The organism is Rheinheimera gaetbuli, assembly GCF_054781935.1.
In genome coordinates, this window is record NZ_BAAGTL010000008.1 from 570,418 (window position 1) to 588,881 (window position 18,464).

Here is an 18,464-nt window from a genome sequence, read left to right on the forward strand (position 1 = left end):
AATATTATTTAGTTAAAGGTTTGCGAAACTTTAACGTCATCCGGTCGCTCTCGCCAATGGCCAGATACTTGTCTTTATCTTGCTCTTTTAACCGCAGCACCGGCGGTAAGGTCCAAACGCCGCCAGGATGATCAGCGGTATCTTTAGCATTAGCATTGACGTCGCTTTGGGCTTCAAGCACAAAACCGGCTTGCTCAGCCAGGCTCACTGTCAGTTGTTGTGGGAAGTAACCGGTCTTTTGCCATTCGCCGGTCATTTTATCTGCCGGTAGACGGTGTTCAACCACACCCAGCACACCACCTGGCTTAAGGGCTGTGTAAAAATCTTTAAAAATAGCCACCATGCCGGCATCACCACCACTGCCGTACCAATTGTGCAGGTTGCGGAAGGTCAGTACCACATCTGCGCTGCCTGCCGGTGCAATGTTTCCGCTATTATCTGGTGCAAATTCAGTAAGCTGTACCCGGTTATACACCGGATTAGCCGCTAGCTTTTCAACAAAGCCGGCACGGCTGCGTTTATAATATTCCGAGCTGCTGTTGGCCGGAAAGTGTGCAGCGTATAAGGTTCCATGAGCGGCAAGCAGCGGGGCAAGGATTTCAGTGTACCAACCACCACCAGGCGCAATTTCAACTACGGTGCTATGGGGGGTAACCTCAAAAAAAGTAAGCGTGGCAACCGGGTTGCGGTATTTATCGCGGGCAATATTGGCTGGACTTCGGCTGCTGTGATCCACAGCCAGCTGCAGAGCTTCAGTGTTGCTATTGGCGCTGAGCAACGGGCTTAACAGAAGAGCAGATAACGCAACGGCAAATTTTATAGTTTTCATGTTGGCGGTTCCCTGTGATTAAAGTGGCGCTAGTGTAGCAAAACAAAGTGAAAAAAGCAGGCAGACTGTCAGCTTAATCGTTGGCAATTAGATGGCCAGACTGCTATTTTGTCATCAACAATTGCATTTGGCTGTGGTAGAATGCCGGCCCTTTTACGCGGGAAGCCTTATGTTAGACCAAATCCGTATCATCCTTGTTGGCACGACCCACACCGGCAATATTGGCTCTGTAGCGCGCGCTATGAAAACTATGGGCTTATCACAGCTGGTTTTGGTTGCTCCAAAAACCTTACCTGATGGTCAGGCGTATGCCTTATCTGCCGGGGCCAGCGACGTATTGGCCGACGCCAAAGTATTCGATACGTTGGAACAGGCTATTACTGACTGCCCGCTGGTTATTGCGGTTAGTGCGCGTGAGCGTACATTAGGCTGGCCAATGTTGGACCCACGTGAAACGGGTGAGCTGGTGGTAAGCGAAGCCCCTAATCATCCCGTCGCATTGGTTTTTGGCCGTGAAAAAAGTTGCCTTACCAATGAAGAACTGCAGCTATGCAGCCATCAGGTGTCCATTCCGGGTAACCCGAAATACAGTTCGTTAAATCTTGCCATGGCCGTTCAGGTGATCACATACGAGGTGCGTATGGCTTATCTGCAACAACAAAAGCAGCCTGCAGTGCTGGCCGGGATTAATTATCCAAGCAATGAGCAGATGCAAAGCTTCTACCAGCATTTAGAAAGTACGCTTTATGACACCGGCTTTATTATCAAACAGCATCCGGGTGCGGTAATGACAAAATTAAAGCGCCTTTTTACCAGGGCGCGTCCGGAAGAGGCAGAATACAACATATTGCGCGGCATCTTAACGTCGGTGCAGCGTTTTGGCCGCAAGGCGCAGGACGAAAAGGAGTAACGCATGTTTTCTGGTATCAAAGAAGATATCAAAAGTGTGTTTGAGCGTGACCCGGCAGCACGCAGCAGCTTTGAAGTGCTGACCAATTATCCCGGGTTGCATGCTATCTGGTGGCACCGTGTTAGCCACAAATTATGGCGCGCCAATTGGAAATCGTTGGCACGTTTTTTAAGCACCATAGCACGCTGGCTCACCGGGGTAGAAATTCATCCGGGCGCCAAAATTGGCCGCCGTTTCTTTATCGACCACGGTATGGGCGTGGTAATAGGTGAAACCGCTGAGATAGGTGATGATGTTACGCTGTATCATGGCGTGACGTTGGGGGGCACCAGTTGGAACCCCGGTAAGCGCCACCCGACCTTAGCCAATGGTGTAGTTATAGGTGCCGGTGCCAAGGTGCTTGGGCCATTAACTGTCGGTGAAAACGCCCGTATTGGTTCCAATGCCGTGGTGGTAAAAGATGTTCCCTCCGGTGCAACGGTGGTGGGTATTCCCGGGCGTATTGTTGCAAGAGCTGACGTTGAGGTTAGCGCTGAGCGCAAACAACTGGCGCAGAAGTTTGGTTTTGATGCCTATGCTGTCTCAACAGATAACCCCGACCCGGTGGCAAACGCCATCGGCCGCATGTTAGACCATATCCAGCTGCTTGATAAAAAAGTCGGCGAGCTGTGTCACAGTGTTAATCAGCTTGGCGGTAATGTTTGTGAGGAAGTACCGACAGTTTCTATCGATGAGGAAGATTTTAAACTGGCCGAAAAACGTGCGGCAGAGGCACGTAAACGCGACGTCGAAGCGTTTGACCCCAACATCTGATAAACACCATGTTGAACCTTGCGCTGCAATACTTGACTAAAATACTAGGTTATTAATACTTGACTAAAATAGTCAGGAAAGTACAATAGCGCCAATATTTTCAGGGGGCAAACTATGCGACTGACATCGAAAGGCCGCTATGCGGTGACAGCCATGCTGGACGTGGCCTTGCATACCAGCAGCGGGCCGGTGCCATTGGCAGATATTTCAGCGCGCCAGGGAATTTCGTTGTCTTATCTTGAACAATTGTTTGCCCGCTTGCGTAAACAAGGTCTGGTTAGCAGTGTGCGAGGCCCGGGTGGTGGCTATCAGCTGGGCCGGGAAGCTGCACAAATTTCGGTATCTGATGTAATTAGTGCGGTAGATGAGTCAGTAGATGCTACCCGTTGTCAGGGTAAGTCTGACTGTCACAGTGGCACCCGCTGTCTAACCCACACCTTGTGGAGCGATTTAAGCCACCGCATTGAAGATTTTCTTACCGGCATTACGCTAGGCGAGCTGGTTAACCAGCAAGATGTACAACACGTGGCAAAGCGGCAACATAACCGCATTGTGAAAAACCCGGCAACTGATATTGAAGTCAGCTGTCAGCTGTAGGCAACACGGAGCAAACAATGAAGCTACCTATTTATCTGGACTACGCTGCAACTACCCCGGTCGACCCGCGGGTGGCAGAGAAGATGATGCAGTATTTAACCATGGACGGCGAATTTGGTAACCCGGCCTCACGCTCGCATCGTTTTGGCTGGCAGGCAGAAGAAGCGGTAGAAATTGCCCGCAGCCAGATTGCAGAGTTGGTAAATGCCGACCCGCGTGAAATTGTGTTTACCTCTGGTGCGACAGAATCAAATAACCTGGCTATTAAAGGTGCTGCCGATTTTTACCACAAAAAGGGTAAGCACCTGATCACGGTAAAAACCGAGCATAAAGCTACGCTAGATACGATGCGTCAGTTAGAGCGTGAAGGTTATGAGGTAACGTACCTTGAGCCACAAACTGACGGTCTGGTAACTATTGCCATGCTCGAGGCGGCTATCCGCCCCGATACCACGGTGATCAGCATAATGTTTGTTAATAATGAAATTGGTGTCGTGCAGGATATTACGGCGATCGGTGAGTTGTGCCGTAGTAAAGGTATTATTTTCCACGTCGATGCTGCCCAGGCTGCCGGCAAAGTGGATATTGATCTGCAGGCGTTAAAAGTTGATTTAATGTCGTTCTCTGCCCACAAGGCCTATGGCCCCAAGGGTATCGGTGCCTTGTTCGTGCGACGCAAGCCCCGCATTCGTTTAGAAGCGCAGATGCACGGTGGTGGCCATGAGCGCGGTATGCGTTCAGGCACCTTACCAACACACCAGATAGTGGGTATGGGCGAGGCGTTCCGTATTGCTAAGCTTGAAATGCATGACGAGATTAAGCGCATAACACAGCTGCGTGACCGCCTGCTGGACGGCGTAAAAGACATTGAACAGGTATTTTTAAACGGCAACCGGGCGCAGCGCGTAGCGCATATTACCAATATCAGCTTTAACTATGTTGAAGGTGAGTCATTGATTATGGCGCTTAAAGATATCGCGGTATCTTCAGGTTCTGCCTGTACCTCAGCAAGTTTAGAGCCATCTTATGTATTACGTGCTCTGGGTATGAGTGACGAGCTTGCACACAGTTCTATCCGCTTCAGCATTGGTCGTTTCACTACTGAGGCACAGATTGATCACACCATTAAAATTGTGCATCAGGCGATAGATAAACTGCGCGCAATGTCACCGTTGTGGGATATGTACAAAGACGGTATTGATTTAAACACTGTGGCCTGGGTTGCGCACTAAGCGCACTGGCTGCATAAGAGGTAACTATCATGGCATACAGTAATAAAGTCATCGACCATTATGAAAATCCGCGCAATGTCGGTTCGTTTGATAAAGACGAAGCTGGCATAGCCACAGGTATGGTTGGCGCTCCGGCTTGCGGCGACGTAATGAAGCTGCAAATAAAGGTTAATAAGCAAGGCATTATTGAAGATGCTAAGTTTAAAACTTACGGTTGTGGCAGTGCAATTGCCTCCAGCTCTTTGGTAACAGAATGGGTTAAGGGTAAAAGCCTGGACGAAGCTCAGTTAATTAAAAACACTGACATTGCTCAGGAATTAGCATTGCCACCGGTGAAAATCCACTGCTCCATTTTGGCAGAAGATGCCATCAAAGCTGCTATCGCTGATTACAAGCAAAAGCAAGGGAGCTAAGGTTTTATGGCCATTTCAATGACAACGGCTGCCGCCGAGCGGGTGCGCAGTTTCTTGCATAACCGTGGTAAAGGTATTGGTTTGCGGGTGGGTGTAAAAACCACCGGTTGTTCTGGCCTGGCTTATGTGCTCGAGTTTGTTGACACACTGAACGATGATGATCAGGTGTTTGAGCATGATGATCTTAAGCTGATCGTCGATGGCAAAAGCCTGGTGTATATCGATGGTACACAGCTGGATTTTACTAAAGAAGGTTTGAACGAAGGCTTTAAGTTTAACAATCCAAACGTCAATGGCGAATGTGGTTGTGGCGAAAGTTTTACCGTATAAATCTGTAAGGGCCGGATGAACTATTTTCAGTTGTTTCAGCTGCCGGAGAAATTCGATCTCGATTTAACTGAGCTCGGATCGCGCTACCTTAAGCTGCAAAAGCAGTTTCATCCGGACCAGCACGCAGCAGGTTCAGAGCGTGACAGACTTTTGGCTGTGCAACATACCGCCAATATCAACGATGCTTACCATAGTTTAAAGCAACCGCTGCTGCGGGCTGAGCATTTACTGGCTTTGCGTGGCCTCAAGATTAGTCACGAGCAACGTAGCTTTACCGACCCGGCATTCCTGATGCAACAAATGGCGTTGCGCGAGCAGCTGGCAGAGATAGACCTCAGCGACGATCCGGATTCGGTTATCGATGGTATAGAGCAACTGTTGCAACAGCAAAAAAAGCAGTTACAGCAGCAGCTTGCTAAAGCACTCGATGTTGGCGGGCAGCAGCAGGATCAGTTTGCTGCCGAGCTTATTCGTAAACTTAAATTTTTTTATAAGCTTGAGCAGGAGCTCGAGCTTATTGAACAGCAACTACAAGACTAAACAACACTATGGCGTTATTACAGATCGCAGAGCCCGGACAAAGCGCTGCGCCGCACCAGCACAAGCTGGCGGCAGGTATTGATTTAGGCACGACTAATTCATTGGTGGCTACGGTACGCAGCGGCGAAGCTAAAACACTGTTCAACGCGCAAGGCCGCGACATGCTGCCGTCAGTCGTGCGCTACAGCACTGACAGCGTAATAGTTGGTGATGCTGCTATGCAGGCAGCTGATAGCGATGCACAAAACACCATAGTGTCGGTGAAGCGGCTAATGGGTAAAGGTTACACCGAAACGCTGGCGCTGAATGATAAAGTGCCTTATCGGTTGGTAGACCAGCAGGGTTTGGTCGCCATAGATACCATTCAGGGTGTAAAAAACCCGATAGAAGTGTCGGCAGAAATTCTTGCCACGCTAGCCAATACTGCCAGTGAAACCCTCGGTGGTGAGTTAAACGGTGTAGTGATTACCGTACCTGCTTATTTTGATGATGCCCAGCGTCAGGCTACTAAAGATGCAGCCAAGCTCGCAGGCTTGACCGTACTGCGCTTACTGAACGAACCTACTGCCGCAGCACTGGCTTATGGTCTTGATTCAGGCCAGGAAGGTGTTATTGCGGTATATGACTTAGGTGGTGGCACCTTTGATATATCCATTTTGCGTTTACGCCGTGGTGTATTTGAAGTGCTCGCGACCGGTGGTGACTCAGCGCTGGGTGGCGATGATTTTGACCATGCTATTGTTGGTTGGATGCAAACTCTGAGTGGCATCAGCAGCCTAAGCCATCAACAAATGCGGCAATATCTTACTCAGGCCCGGTCGGTAAAAGAGCAACTGACCGCAGCTGAGATGGTAAGTTTTATTATCGCCGGCACTGAGCAACAGGTTGAATTGACTCGCGCCGAGTTTAATCGTCTTATCAGCCCTTTGCTGAAAAAAACCACCCGGGCATGTCGCCAGGTACTGCGCGATGCTGGGTTAACTGCCGACGAAATTGTTAAGGTGGTGTTGGTAGGTGGCTCAACCCGTGTGCCCTTGGTGCGCACAGAAGTCGCGGCCTTTTTTAAAACTGAACCTTTGACGTCAATAGATCCAGACAAAGTGGTCGCATTGGGTGCTGCTATCCAGGCCAATGTGCTGGTCGGCAACAAGGCAGAGGGTGACACTTTGCTATTGGACGTTATTCCGCTGTCATTGGGGCTGGAAACCATGGGCGGATTAACCGAGAAAATTATCCCGCGTAACACCGTGATCCCAGTTGCACGGGCGCAGGAATTTACCACCTTTAAAGATGGCCAGACCGCCATGGCGTTGCATGTAGTGCAAGGCGAACGTGAACTGGTAGAAAACTGCCGCTCGCTGGCCCGTTTTGAATTGCGTGGTATACCGCCAATGCCTGCCGGTGGTGCACATATTCGTGTAACGTTTCAGGTAGATGCTGATGGTTTGCTCAGCGTAACCGCGCAGGAAAAATCCACTGGCGTACAGGCCAATATTCAGGTTAAACCCTCATACGGTTTAAGTGATGACCAGGTTGCTGATATGCTTAAAGGCTCTATGCAGTATGCCCGGCAAGATATGCAACAACGCCTGCTGCGTGAGCAGCAAGTGGAAGCTGAGCGGGTGCTAGAGGCTGTGGGTCAGGCCTTGAAAACAGATGCTGCATTGCTGAGCGCTACTGAGCTTAGCCAAATCGAACAAGCCCTGGCGCAGCTGGCAAAACTTAAGCTGGGTGACGATACCGCTGCCATTAAAGCTGCGATAGAACACACCAATATATTAACCGATGATTTTGCCGCCCGGCGCATGGACCAGTCTATACGCCTGGCGCTTAAAGGCCATAACGTGGACGAGGTATAATAGATGCCACAAATCGTATTTTTACCCCATGCCCAGCTATGCCCTGAAGGGGCTGCACTTGAGGCGAAAACCGGTGAAACTGTGCTGGATGTTGCCCTGCGCAACGGGATTTCAATAGAGCATGCCTGTGAGAAATCCTGTGCCTGCACTACCTGCCATGTCATTGTCCGCGAAGGCTTTTATTCATTGAATGAAAGCGAGGAACTTGAAGACGATATGCTTGATAAGGCCTGGGGCCTGGAGCCTGAGTCAAGGCTGGGCTGTCAGGCCCGAATTGCTGATGAAGATCTGGTCGTAGAAATCCCGAAATATACGGTAAATATGGTCAGTGAAGGCCACTAAGTGTAACCAAATACCTAAAAACGGCCTTAATGGCCGTTTTTTTATGCAATCAACTGATCTAACTTAATAAAACGCTAATGTTAGCTGGAGAATAATTCAGATTAAGCTAGGATAAGTAAGACATCGATAACGTGTGGAGTAATTATGATAAAAAGAACTGTACTGGCGTTGGCATGCGCTGGACTATTTGCCACCCCAGCTTATGCAGATTTAACCATTAACGGCTTCGCGTCTATCAAAGCAGGCATAACGCTGGACAGCGACGAAAGACTTTATGGCTACGAAGACAGCCTCGATTTCAAAAATGAGAGTTTGTTTGCAGTGCAGATTATGTCTGATCTGGGTGATAAGCTTTCGGTTACGGCGCAACTTATGGGGCGCGGTGCAGAAGATTTCGATGTAGGTTTTGAGTGGGCTTTTGTCAGTTATCAGGTAAACGATTCACTGCGTATTAATGCCGGGCGTTTACGCACACCATTTTATAAATACTCAGATTTTCGTGACGTTGGTTACGCGTATGACTGGCTGAGGGTGCCGCAAGGCGTTTATGGTTTGGGTTTTGACAATATTGAAGGGGTATCGCTGTACCATACTACTCAATTAGGAAGCTTTGACTCAAGCTTTCAATTTGTAGCTGGTGCTTACGATGGAGATACAACGATAAGCGGTACTGCAGTAAATGCTGAAATTCAGGACATTCTGGGTGTTACCTGGGAGCTTGGCAAAGACTGGTATAATGTCCGTGCGGCTTATTTGATTGGTAAAGTTAGTGTTGCTGCTGAAACTGTGCAATTGCAACCGGGCGTGACCTTTGGCGATTTCTTCGCTGGCCTCTCAGGTGCAGGGTTTTCTGCATTGGTTGATGAAATTGATATCAATGAAGAAGACGGTGCTTTTTTTGGGTTGGGTTTTACCGCCGACAAAAATGATTGGCTGATCGTAGCGGAATACACGTTGGTGAAAGTAGACAACAGCTTTATTTCTGATCAGAAAAACTACTATGTTTCTCTGGGCCGCCGTTTTGGCAGCACAACGCCCTACATTTCTTATGAAAAAGAGGACAATGAAGCAAAAACTGAAATTTATCAGCCCTATTCAGCAGTTCTACCGGCACAGTTACTGGTTCCGGTGGCCGGCATAGTGCAGAGTCAGGCGCGTGAAGCGACAACATACAATGTCGGTTTGCGTTATGACTTTCACCCATCAGCTGCATTTAAAGTGCAATACAGCTCTGAAGATAATGAAATAGCTGACCTGCGCCAAAGTGTATTAGCTTTTGGCGTAGATTTAGTATTTTAAGGAGGCGCTATGCGTATTGTAAAAACTGCTTTGCTTTTAACCGCGTTGTTGTCTGCCAGTGCGTTCGCAGAGATAGCGGTTGTAGTTAATCCGGCTAATGCCAATGCTGTATCCACAGATGATTTAAACCGGTTGTTTTTAGGTCGGGCTTCAAGCTTTGCCGATGGTAGTAAAGCTACACCCTTAAATCTGGCTGAAGGCCAGGCCGCACGTGATGAGTTTGACAGTAAAGTGTTAAACCGCTCGTCCGCTCAGCTCAAAGCCTACTGGTCAAAACTGGTGTTTACCGGTAAAGGCACTCCGCCAAAAGAACTGGCAGATGATGCTGCAGTTAAGGCTGCGGTGGCCGCTGACAGCAGCGCTATAGGTTACATCAGTAGTGCTAACGTAGATGGCAGTGTAAAGGTCGTAGCGACGTTCTAAATTACAGCCATTGCCCGGTACAATTGTCATATACAGCCGCAACACTACGTTGCGGCTTTTTTATCGGCAAAAATAGGTTTTTTTTTACAACTAGCGTATAATTTGCCGCCTTAAATTTTAATCATTCAGTTTAATTAACTTTTTAATCAGGAGCCTGTTATGGCGTTAGAACGCACTTTTTCAATTATCAAGCCAGATGCGGTAGCAAAAAACGTAATTGGTGCAATTTACAACCGTTTTGAATCTGCAGGTTTACGTATCGTTGCAGCCAAAATGCTACACTTGAGCCGTGAACAAGCTGAAGGTTTCTATGCTGAGCACAGCGCCCGTCCATTCTTTGGTGCCTTAGTAGCATTTATGACGTCTGGCCCGGTAATGGTGCAAGTGTTGGAAGGTGAAGACGCTGTGCGTAAGAACCGCGAAATCATGGGTGCAACTAACCCTAAAGACGCGACTGCCGGTACTTTACGTGCTGATTACGCAGCCAGCATTGACGAAAACGCGGTGCATGGTTCAGACGCTGCTGCTTCTGCCGCGCGCGAAATTGCTTACTTCTTCACTGAAGCAGAGCTGTGTGCCCGTACCCGTTAAGCGTTAATCGCCTGCGGTAACGGACTAAGGGGGCAGCAGCCCCCTTAGTGCATGTTGGTACAGTGTTTTATGGCTATTGTTTATTGTGGTAAGGAGCGGTCGGCAAATGACTGAACAGCAAAGCAAAATTAATTTACTCGATTTAACGCGCAGCGACATGCAGGCGTTTTTTGTTGAGCTGGGCGAAAAGCCATTCCGTGCCGATCAGGTAATGAAGTGGATTTACCACTTTTGCGTCGATGACTTCGACAAAATGAGCAATATCAATAAAGTACTGCGAGAAAAGCTGAAAGCACGTTGTGTAATAGAGGCTCCGGTAGTGGTGACCCGTCAGGACAGCAGCGATGGTACCATTAAGTTTGTCATGGGTTTAAGTGGCGGACAGGAAGTAGAAACGGTGTGGATCCCGGAAAAAGATCGCCGGACCTTATGTGTGTCATCTCAGGTTGGTTGTGCGCTGGATTGCTCGTTTTGCTCTACCGCACAACAGGGCTTTAACCGTAACCTTACCGTGTCAGAAATTATCGGCCAGGTCTGGCGCGTGGCGCAGATTATCGGTAGTTACGGTGATACCGGTGACAAACCAGTAACCAACGTAGTGATGATGGGCATGGGTGAACCACTGCTTAATCTGAATAATGTGGTGCCGGCAATGGAGCTAATGTTGGAAGATTTTGGCTTTGGTTTATCTAAACGCCGCGTTACTTTAAGTACCTCTGGCGTGGTGCCGGCGCTGGAACTGTTGCGGGACAAGATAGATGTAGCATTGGCTATTTCGTTGCATGCGCCAAACAACGAGCTGCGTAACGAACTGGTACCGGTAAACCGTAAATATCCGATGGAAGAGTTTTTAGCAGCATCAAGGCGTTATGTTGCGAACTCTAAGGCCAATGATAAGGTCACAGTAGAGTACGTGATGCTGGACGGTATTAACGACAGTATGGAACAAGCGCATGAGTTGGCGCATGCTTTGAAAGACACACCGTCCAAGATAAACCTGATACCGTTTAACCCTTACCCGGGCTCACCGTACAAGCGTTCGAGTAATTCGCGGATTGACAGATTTAACAAAGTCTTACAAGAATATGGCTTTACTGTTATTGTACGCAAAACCCGCGGTGACGATATTGACGCTGCCTGTGGCCAACTGGTTGGTGACGTGATTGACAGAACAAAACGCCTTATTAAAAAGCAGGAAAAAGGTCAGCCGATCACCGTTAAATTGTTGTAATAAATCAAGGATGTGCGTGTTGTGAAGCAAAAAGTTCTTCTTGGTATATCACTTTGTAGTTTGCTGGCTCTGACCGGTTGTGTGTCAGAGCAAACTTATGTTGGTAGTGATAAGCCGGTGTCTGACCGCTCCTTTGACAACATTGAAGCCGCCCGTACCCGAATTTCACTAGGGTTAAATTATCTGCGTCGCGGCGATACATCCCAGGCGAAATATAATCTTGAGCGGGCACGCAGTTTCGCACCAAACTCAGCAGAAGTGCATAGTGCACTAGCTTATTATTACCAAAGTGTCGGTGAAAATAAGCAGGCAGAAGAGTATTTCCGTAACGCGATAAGCAAAGATGCAAACTATGCCGACGCTTACAACAACTATGGCGCTTTTCTGTGCCAGCTTAACCGCTACGACGAAGCTGAGCAGTTATTGTTAACAGCCATTAGCCGTCGTGGCTATATTCGTGTGGCAGAAAGCTATGAAAATCTGGCGTTGTGTCAGTTGCAACAAAATAACTTTGTTAAAGCCAGCACTTATTTAGAAAACTCGATTAGTCACAATGCCACCCGTATTACATCACTGACATTGGCAGCGGGTCTGGCTTATGCCATGGGGGATAATACGTCTGCCAAAGAGCGACTTGATCGGATCCAGCGCTTAGGTAGGGTATCAGCACGCACCGTATTATTAAGTTATCTGATAGCAGAAAAAAGTGGTGATGGGCAAACACAGCGCAGTGCCGAGCAACTTTTGTTAACGCTATATACCGATACTCCGGAAACCCGTTTGCTGTTGCAAAACAAAACGAAAGACAGTGAGTTTGAGCGACTACGCGAGCGTTACAAAGATAGCCTGATGGCCAATATCGTTATGCCGGCTCCGGCAGCAACAGCGCAACCTGTGCCGGCTAAGCCGGTAGCAAACCCTAAACTGAAAGTGGTTAAACGCAAAACTGCGGAAGCAGAAATAGAGGCTGAAGTTGACACCTTCGTGCGCCCCCGCACTGAAATAACCCATACAGCCAGTGCAATTGCCGGAGTATTGGCGGCCAACACCGCTGTGTCGCAACCGGCATCTATCAATACAGAGCTGGCAGCAGAGGTTATAGTAACGGCTGCCCAGCCTGAGCCGGAAGGAGCAGCTGAAGTAATAGCTGCCCAGCCTGAGCCGGAAGGAGCAGCTGAAGTAATAGCTGCTCAGCCTGAACCTGCAGAAGCGGCTGAAGTAATTGCTGCTCAGCCTGAGCCGGCAGTAGCAGCTGAAGTAATTGCTGCTCAGCCTGAATCGGCAGAAGCGGCTGAAGTAATTGCTGCTCAGCCTGAATCGGCAGAAGCGGCTGAAGTAATTGCTGCTCAGCCGGATCCTGAAGTAGAAACCGCAGCTTTAGCAACAGAGCATGTTACTGATGGCGGTGAAGCTGCAGCTGAGTCAGACGCTGCAGCAGAGGTCAGTTTACCGCCTGCAGAACCGGCCTTTCACCTGGTGCAGGCCGCAGAGTCGCTTTACGCCATTTCAGTAAAGCATAATATTCGCTTGCAAAGGTTGATGCAGTGGAATCAACTTACGCCGGAATCGGTAATAAAAACCGGCCAGAAAATTTGGCTCGGTCCGGTATCTGCGCAACAGTTGGATGCCGCCAAAACAGATAGCGTCGAGCGGCAGCAGACAGCGGCTACGACCACGTTTCATATTGTTGCCCGCGGCGAAACGATGTTCGCCATTTCATACCGTTACAATATTAGACTGGACAAGTTTATGAGCTGGAATGGTTTTACAGAGCAAAGTACCTTGCAGGTAGGACAGCAAGTATATGTTGCTGACCCGGTTAGTATTGAGCAATGACAGCTGAAACCCCGACATTAACTGTAGGCCAGCAGCTGCAACAGGCCAGAGAGCAGCGTGGTCTGAGCCAGCAGCAGGTGGCCGTGCAGCTGAATCTTAAGCCAGAAGTAGTCAATAAGCTGGAACTGGGTCAGCTGGATGGCACATTAGAAACCTATGCCCGCGGTTATGTGCGGGCTTACGCCAGGCTAATGAAATTACCCGAAAAAGAGCTAATGGCAGCCTACGGTGAACATTGCAGTGAGCACAGCGCTGCTAAACCGATGCGCACTTTCTCAAATCGCGCTGCGCATCAGGCCACGGAAAACCGCTTTATGTGGTTAACCTATGCAATAATTGCGTTGCTGCTGCTGTTGCTGTTTATCTGGTGGTGGCAAAGCGAATTAAATGTGCCCACCGATGGCTTAGCGCAGCAAACTGAAACACCAGCAGCTACCGTTGTGGTGGCAGAGTCCGGTGAGGCAGTTGCTGCTAACAATTCGCTTGAACTGGCCGGAGCGTCAGAAGCTAACACTGAGCAAATGGCGGCTATGTTGGCACAGTTCACGGATGTTAGTCCTCAGTCGTCAGAGGCGGCGCCAAAACCGGCTGAGCCGTTACTTGATCAGTTAGAAATGCGTTTTAGTGCCAATTGTTGGGTTAATGTCGTTGATGCGCAAGGCAATAGGGTAGCTTATGGCACCAAACAAAGTGGTTATGTTATGCAATTGCAGGGTAAAGCGCCGTTTGAGGTAACCTTGGGTAACCCAAGCGTTGTACAGATTAACTTTAATCAGCAGGCCGTTGATATGTCGTCGTTGCCCGGCGGCAGAGTGGCAAAGTTCAGTATTCCAGAGTCAGAATAACTATGTTTGCAGAGAATCCGATTAAGCGGCGTGAAAGTACGCAAATTCGTGTTGGTAACGTTTTGATTGGCGGTGATGCCCCAATAGCTGTGCAATCAATGACCAATACCCGTACCACCGACGTAGCCGCGACAGTAGCGCAAATTCAGGCTATTGCCAAAGCGGGTGCTGATTTAGTGCGTGTTTCAGTACCTACTATGGAGGCAGCTGAGGCTTTTAAACTGATTAAGCAGCAGTCACCTGTACCCTTAGTGGCCGATATCCATTTTGACTACCGTATTGCGCTTAAAGTGGCCGAATACGGGGTAGATTGCCTGCGGATTAACCCCGGCAATATTGGCCGGGAAGATCGTATTCGCGCGGTAGTGGATTGTGCCCGGGATTACAATATTCCGATTCGTATTGGTGTAAATGGCGGCTCGCTGGAAGCCGATATTCAGGAAAAATACCGTGAGCCGACACCAGAGGCGCTGGTAGAGTCGGCGATGCGCCATGTAGATATTCTGGATAGGCTTAATTTTGACCAATTTAAAGTCAGTGTTAAAGCTTCAGATGTGTTTTTGGCGGTTGGTGCTTACCGTTTATTGGCAAAGCAGATTAAACAACCGTTGCACTTAGGCATTACCGAAGCCGGCGGGGCCCGTGCCGGGGCAGTCAAATCTGCAATTGGTCTGGGCATGTTACTGGCCGAAGGTATCGGCGATACGCTGCGTATATCACTGGCAGCCGATCCGGTAGAAGAAGTGAAAGTCGCCTTTGATATTTTAAAGTCGCTACGTATTCGCTCGCGCGGTATTAATTTTATTGCCTGCCCCAGTTGTTCACGGCAGGAATTTGATGTGATTAAAACCATGAACCAGTTGGAAGAACGGTTAGAGGATGTGATTGAGCCGCTAACGGTATCGGTGATTGGGTGTGTGGTTAATGGCCCGGGCGAAGCGCTGATATCTGATTTAGGCGTGGCCGGCGCCAGCAAGAAAAGCGGTTTTTATATAAATGGCCAGCGGCAAAAATTGCGGCTGGACAACGAGCAGGTAGCAGAGCAACTGGAACAACAGGTGCGCGACTATCTGCAGCAAAAAATTGCAGTACGTCAGCTGGAATAAACCAGTACGGGCTTGGTGTTTGCGCGCCTTGCGCCTATAATCGCCGCTGCTTTTTAACTTAACCCGATGGAAATGTCATTTTGTCGAAGCAAATTCAGGCCATTCGCGGCATGAACGATTGCCTGCCGCAGGATACGCCGGCGTGGCAATTCGTTGAACAGGTACTACGCCAAACGGTTGCCAGCTATGGCTACAGTGAAATCCGTTTTCCGATAGTAGAAATGACCGAGCTGTTTAAACGTTCTATTGGCGAAGTTACCGATATTGTCGAAAAAGAAATGTACAGCTTTGCTGATCGTAACGGCGACAGCTTAACCTTGCGCCCCGAAGGCACCGCTTGTTGTGTGCGTGCCGGCAACGAACATGGTTTGCTGTACAATCAGGAACAACGCTTATGGTATACCGGGCCGATGTTCCGGCATGAGCGGCCGCAAAAAGGCCGGTACCGGCAGTTCCATCAGTTTGGTTTGGAAGCTTTTGGCATTGCCTCTGCTGATATCGATGCCGAAGTCATTATGTTAAGTGCTAGGTTGTGGCAGCAATTAGGCCTAACACCTTATGTAAAGCTGGAGTTGAACTCTTTAGGCTCAAGCGAAGAGCGTGCAGCCTATCGTGATGCTTTAGTGGCTTATCTGGAACAGCATAAAGCCGAGTTGGATGAAGACAGCCTGCGCCGCATGTATACTAATCCGCTGCGGGTGCTTGATAGCAAAAACCCGGCGTTGGGCGAAATATTAGCCGCGGCGCCTAAACTGGCAGATTATCTGCAGCAAGAGTCCGCGGAGCATTTTGCCCGTGTGCAACAGCTGCTGACATTGGCTGGTATCGAATTTAGTGTTAACCCCCGGCTGGTGCGCGGGCTGGATTACTACAATAAAACTGTGTTTGAGTGGGTAACCACTGAACTGGGGTCGCAAGGTACAGTATGCGCAGGTGGTCGTTACGACGGTCTGGTAGAACAACTAGGCGGTAAAGCTACGCCGGCAGTAGGCTTTGCCTTAGGCCTTGAGCGGCTGGTGTTGTTGCTGCAAACGCTGAATTTACTACCGCCGTTACCGGCGGTAGCAGATATTTATCTGATGGCTTTAGGTGAGCAGGCGGAACTTGCTGCCTTGTCTGTTGCCGAAAAGCTGCGAACAGGCTTGCCCGGCAAACGCATTATGGTGCATTGTGGCGGCGGTAATTTAAAGAAACAGATGAAGCGGGCAGATAAGTCTGGCGCTGGCATTGGTTTAATTTTAGGGGAAGACGAGCTTGCACGCGGCGAAGTCAGCGTAAAATGGCTGCGCGACGATACACCCCAACAGACAATCTTATTAACTGAACTGGCGAACGCACTGGCTTAATTAGCATCACAGGCCCGTGCCGCACTTTGGAGTAATGCAGTGGAAATATATAGCAGTGAAGAACAGCAGGTAGAAGCAATAAAACGGTTTTGGCATGAGTACGGCAAAGCCATTTTAGGCGGCGTAGTGCTTGGTCTGGCTGTGTTATATGGTTTTCGTTTTTATCAGGCCGAGCAGCGCGGCAGTGCCGAGCAGTCGTCAAGCGGCTTTAGCCAGTTGCTAGAGCAACGCCCTGATAATGCCAGCGAAGATTGGCTGGCACAGGCGCAAGGTTTTATTGATGGTGGCAAAAAGGATAATTACGCGGTAATGGCGGCGTTGTTGGCCGCAAAAGATGCTATCGCATTACAACAGTTTGATAAAGCTGAAAGCCAGTTTAACTGGGCGCTTACACAGATAAAACAGCCGTCGTTGGCTGCGGTGGCACAGCTGCGTTTGGCGCGTTTGCAACGTGAACAGGGTAAATTAGATGCGGCGCTGGAAACATTAGCCAAACCAGTACCGCAGAGCTTTATTGCACTGCAAGCTGAGCTAAAGGGCGATATTCAGCTGCAAGCGGGCAAACTGGCAGAGGCTAAAGCGGCATATCAGCTGGCACTGGACAATGCGGGTGAAAATGCCCAGTTGCTGCAAGTAAAGCTGGATGACTTAGCACACGTCACAGCAGTATAACGAGGTGAGTGTGAATTTATCAGTAAAACCCCTGGTGCTGTTAGCCGCCTTTGTGTTGGCAGCGTGTTCCAGCAAAGAAGAGCTGGTGCTGCCGCCGGTAACTAACAGTATTGCACCTATAGTCGTTTGGGATCGCGATGTGGGCTCGGGCGTCGGGCATTATGAGTCAAAGCTAACACCGATTATCGTTAATGATACGGTGTATGCTGCCAGTCGCGAAGGCCTTGTAGCAGCTTATGAGTTGCAAAGCGGTAAACGCAAATGGCTGTTCGATTTACGCAAACCTGATGGTAGCTCTATGTGGAGCAGCATTAGCGATGTATGGTCTGGCGACAATGCACGTATTTCAGGCGGCCTGAGTTATGGTTACGATAAACTGTACTTTGGCACCGAAAATGGCGACGTGGTGGCCTTATCGCCAGAAGGTCAGCTGTTATGGCGGGTAGAAGTTAAAGGCGAAGTGCTGGCCCGCCCAGCGTTAGGCGAAGGCTTAGTGGTTGTTGCAACCGGCGCCGGCACCCTGGTGGCGTTGCATCCGGACAGCGGTGAACAACGTTGGCAGTTTGAAAATGAACAACCAGCGTTAACCTTGCGTGGTGTTAGCGAGCCGTTGGTAGAAGCCGGTGGTGTTATTTACGGTTCTGGTAGTGGCCATTTAGGTGTGCTAATTGCCGAACGCGGTTACCAGGCCTGGGAAGAACAAATTGCTGTGCCTAAAGGCAGTACAGATCTGTCACGTTTGGTTGATGTTGACGCCAGGCCGGTGGTTCGTGCCGGCGTGGTGTATAGCATTGCTTATAACGGCGAATTAGTCGCACTGGAGCTTCGCAGCGGCCGGCAGTTATGGAAACGTGACTATGCCAGCTTCCGTAACCTAACCGCTGCGGGTGATGTGCTATATCTGGTCGATTCAACCGGACGCATCTATAGTGTAGACAGCCGCAACGGCACAGAGCTATGGTCACAGCAGGGGCTACATAAGCATTTTCTGACAGCTCCGGTAGTGTATAAAGATTATCTGGTGGTTGGTGATCGTAAGGGCAATTTGCACTGGCTTAATCGCAATACCGGTGATTTTGTTGCCCGCCAGAGTATGGACAGCTCAGGTTTTTATACCGAAGCGGTGACAGATGGTAACCATCTGTTGGTGCAAAGCCGTAGCGGTGAGCTAGTCTTATTACAAACGCCTTAAACCGGGTTTAGCGGTTAAAGTTTTTAAACAGGCCTGTACCGGGCCTGTTTTGTTATTT

At 49.3% G+C, this 18,464-nt stretch carries 20 protein-coding genes; 19 read left to right on the top strand and 1 reads right to left on the bottom strand.

Going from position 1 to position 18,464, the window contains the following annotated elements:
* Positions 1-4: 4 nt before the first annotated feature.
* The gene (locus ACYVIC_RS09465) at positions 5-829 is read right to left on the bottom strand and encodes a class I SAM-dependent methyltransferase (protein WP_460859360.1); all 825 of its coding nucleotides are present in this window, start codon (positions 827-829) and stop codon (positions 5-7) included.
* A 169-nt stretch (positions 830-998) separates the two neighbouring features.
* Between ACYVIC_RS09465 and trmJ the strand changes: the two genes are divergently transcribed.
* The 19 genes from trmJ to bamB all read left to right on the top strand — a co-directional run bounded on the left by trmJ (position 999) and on the right by bamB (position 18,406).
* A complete protein-coding gene (trmJ, locus tag ACYVIC_RS09470) occupies positions 999-1,739 on the top strand; it encodes a tRNA (cytosine(32)/uridine(32)-2'-O)-methyltransferase TrmJ (RefSeq protein ID WP_460859362.1) in 741 nt (246 codons plus the stop codon).
* 3 nt (positions 1,740-1,742) lie between these two features.
* The gene (gene cysE / locus ACYVIC_RS09475) at positions 1,743-2,552 is read left to right on the top strand and encodes a serine O-acetyltransferase (RefSeq protein ID WP_460859364.1); all 810 of its coding nucleotides are present in this window, start codon (positions 1,743-1,745) and stop codon (positions 2,550-2,552) included.
* Positions 2,553-2,666: 114 nt separating this feature from the next.
* Positions 2,667-3,149 (top strand): Fe-S cluster assembly transcriptional regulator IscR, encoded by a 483-nt coding sequence (iscR, locus tag ACYVIC_RS09480; protein WP_460859366.1) that lies wholly within the window; start codon positions 2,667-2,669, stop codon positions 3,147-3,149.
* A 17-nt stretch (positions 3,150-3,166) separates the two neighbouring features.
* Positions 3,167-4,381: an IscS subfamily cysteine desulfurase gene (locus tag ACYVIC_RS09485; protein ID WP_460859367.1), complete on the top strand. Its 1,215-nt coding sequence runs from the start codon at positions 3,167-3,169 to the stop codon at positions 4,379-4,381.
* 29 nt (positions 4,382-4,410) lie between these two features.
* The gene (gene iscU, locus ACYVIC_RS09490; protein WP_460859369.1) at positions 4,411-4,794 is read left to right on the top strand and encodes a Fe-S cluster assembly scaffold IscU; all 384 of its coding nucleotides are present in this window, start codon (positions 4,411-4,413) and stop codon (positions 4,792-4,794) included.
* A gap of 6 nt (positions 4,795-4,800) precedes the next feature.
* Positions 4,801-5,124, top strand: coding sequence for an iron-sulfur cluster assembly protein IscA (gene iscA, locus ACYVIC_RS09495; protein ID WP_335735361.1), 324 nt, complete (start codon positions 4,801-4,803; stop codon positions 5,122-5,124).
* A gap of 15 nt (positions 5,125-5,139) precedes the next feature.
* Entirely contained in the window at positions 5,140-5,664 is a 525-nt protein-coding gene (gene hscB, locus ACYVIC_RS09500; RefSeq protein WP_460859371.1) for a co-chaperone HscB, read from the top strand.
* 8 nt (positions 5,665-5,672) lie between these two features.
* Positions 5,673-7,523, top strand: a complete 1,851-nt coding sequence (hscA, locus tag ACYVIC_RS09505) for a Fe-S protein assembly chaperone HscA (RefSeq protein ID WP_460859373.1) — start codon at positions 5,673-5,675, stop codon at positions 7,521-7,523.
* Between the two features lie 3 nt (positions 7,524-7,526).
* Complete coding sequence (gene fdx / locus ACYVIC_RS09510; RefSeq protein WP_335735358.1) at positions 7,527-7,865, top strand: ISC system 2Fe-2S type ferredoxin; 339 nt, start codon at positions 7,527-7,529, stop codon at positions 7,863-7,865.
* 144 nt (positions 7,866-8,009) lie between these two features.
* Positions 8,010-9,164 carry a porin gene (locus tag ACYVIC_RS09515; protein WP_460859376.1) on the top strand — a complete coding sequence of 385 codons (1,155 nt, stop codon included), beginning with the start codon at positions 8,010-8,012 and terminating at the stop codon, positions 9,162-9,164.
* Positions 9,165-9,173: 9 nt separating this feature from the next.
* Positions 9,174-9,587 (top strand): phosphate ABC transporter substrate-binding protein, encoded by a 414-nt coding sequence (locus tag ACYVIC_RS09520; protein WP_460859377.1) that lies wholly within the window; start codon positions 9,174-9,176, stop codon positions 9,585-9,587.
* Between the two features lie 159 nt (positions 9,588-9,746).
* On the top strand, positions 9,747-10,178 hold the full coding sequence (gene ndk / locus ACYVIC_RS09525; RefSeq protein ID WP_460859380.1) for a nucleoside-diphosphate kinase: 432 nt from the start codon (positions 9,747-9,749) through the stop codon (positions 10,176-10,178).
* Between the two features lie 106 nt (positions 10,179-10,284).
* Complete coding sequence (gene rlmN / locus ACYVIC_RS09530; protein ID WP_460859381.1) at positions 10,285-11,409, top strand: dual-specificity RNA methyltransferase RlmN; 1,125 nt, start codon at positions 10,285-10,287, stop codon at positions 11,407-11,409.
* A 21-nt stretch (positions 11,410-11,430) separates the two neighbouring features.
* Positions 11,431-13,245 carry a type IV pilus biogenesis/stability protein PilW gene (gene pilW / locus ACYVIC_RS09535; protein WP_460859383.1) on the top strand — a complete coding sequence of 605 codons (1,815 nt, stop codon included), beginning with the start codon at positions 11,431-11,433 and terminating at the stop codon, positions 13,243-13,245.
* Positions 13,242-14,090 (top strand): RodZ domain-containing protein, encoded by an 849-nt coding sequence (locus ACYVIC_RS09540; RefSeq protein ID WP_460859384.1) that lies wholly within the window; start codon positions 13,242-13,244, stop codon positions 14,088-14,090. Before pilW ends, ACYVIC_RS09540 begins: the two co-directional genes overlap by 4 nt.
* A 2-nt stretch (positions 14,091-14,092) precedes the next feature.
* Positions 14,093-15,196 (top strand): flavodoxin-dependent (E)-4-hydroxy-3-methylbut-2-enyl-diphosphate synthase, encoded by a 1,104-nt coding sequence (ispG, locus tag ACYVIC_RS09545; protein ID WP_460859385.1) that lies wholly within the window; start codon positions 14,093-14,095, stop codon positions 15,194-15,196.
* A gap of 80 nt (positions 15,197-15,276) precedes the next feature.
* Positions 15,277-16,542, top strand: coding sequence for a histidine--tRNA ligase (hisS, locus tag ACYVIC_RS09550; RefSeq protein ID WP_460859387.1), 1,266 nt, complete (start codon positions 15,277-15,279; stop codon positions 16,540-16,542).
* 39 nt (positions 16,543-16,581) lie between these two features.
* Positions 16,582-17,214 carry a YfgM family protein gene (locus tag ACYVIC_RS09555; protein ID WP_460859388.1) on the top strand — a complete coding sequence of 211 codons (633 nt, stop codon included), beginning with the start codon at positions 16,582-16,584 and terminating at the stop codon, positions 17,212-17,214.
* 10 nt (positions 17,215-17,224) lie between these two features.
* Positions 17,225-18,406, top strand: coding sequence for an outer membrane protein assembly factor BamB (bamB, locus tag ACYVIC_RS09560; protein WP_460859390.1), 1,182 nt, complete (start codon positions 17,225-17,227; stop codon positions 18,404-18,406).
* The last annotated feature ends 58 nt before the right edge of the window (positions 18,407-18,464 follow it).